We start from the raw sequence: 732 nt of genomic DNA, 5'->3' as shown, positions 1-732 counted from the left end.
TCATTGAACACCCGGATAACACTTTCATAGAAAAGTGAAGGATTTGATCATGGTTACATCATACCAAAAAGGGATATTAGCAATAGGTGCGCATCCGGACGATATTGAACTCGGATGTGGTGCCTCGTTATCCCGCTTAATAAAAGAAGGTTATCACGTTACTGCCGTCGTCATGACCGCAGGGGCTGAAGGGTGCGTTTTAAAAGCCGACCGACACGCAGAATCTCAATCGGCATTAACATCATTAGGTTGTCATCAGGTTTTTCAGTTTCATTTTGAGGACACACGAACACCATACTTTGTTGATACGATGATCAAATCACTTGAAGATGTCATCACAAATCACATTCCCGCACGAATAAACATCGTGCGAGCTTATACTATGCATGATTCTGACCGGCATCAGGATCATCGTGCGGTACATAAGGCTTCTATCGTTGCCTGCAGAAATATTCCCCAGGTTCTCGGTTATGAAACCCCCAGTACCTGGCTGACGTTTGTTCCCCAGGTTTTTGAAAACGTCAGTGAGAACTGTTTTATTCAAAAACTTCGTGCGCTTTCATTTCATCAAAGCCAGCAGCAACGTGATTATATGCGTACAGAACGTCTGCGTACCGTAGCCCAATTCCGAGGACAACAGGCCGGATGTGAATTATCTGAAGGTTTTGTTGTTCACAAAATGATTCTCTAATTATATGAAAACAATAATTTTTATTATGATGAGCCTGTGTA

General features: G+C 42.5%; 1 protein-coding gene. It reads left to right on the top strand.

What is annotated here, in order from left to right; all coding sequences use genetic code 11:
- Nucleotides 1-49: 49 nt before the first annotated feature.
- A complete protein-coding gene (locus tag NNO02_RS23430; protein WP_271441116.1) occupies nt 50-691 on the top strand; it encodes a PIG-L deacetylase family protein in 642 nt (213 codons plus the stop codon).
- Nucleotides 692-732: the final 41 nt, after the last annotated feature.

Source organism: Citrobacter sp. Awk 2 (assembly GCF_028069815.1).
GTDB lineage: Bacteria > Pseudomonadota > Gammaproteobacteria > Enterobacterales > Enterobacteriaceae > Citrobacter.
The sequence above is the reverse complement of the archived record's forward strand: the minus strand, read 5'-3'. Positions and strand labels throughout refer to the sequence as shown.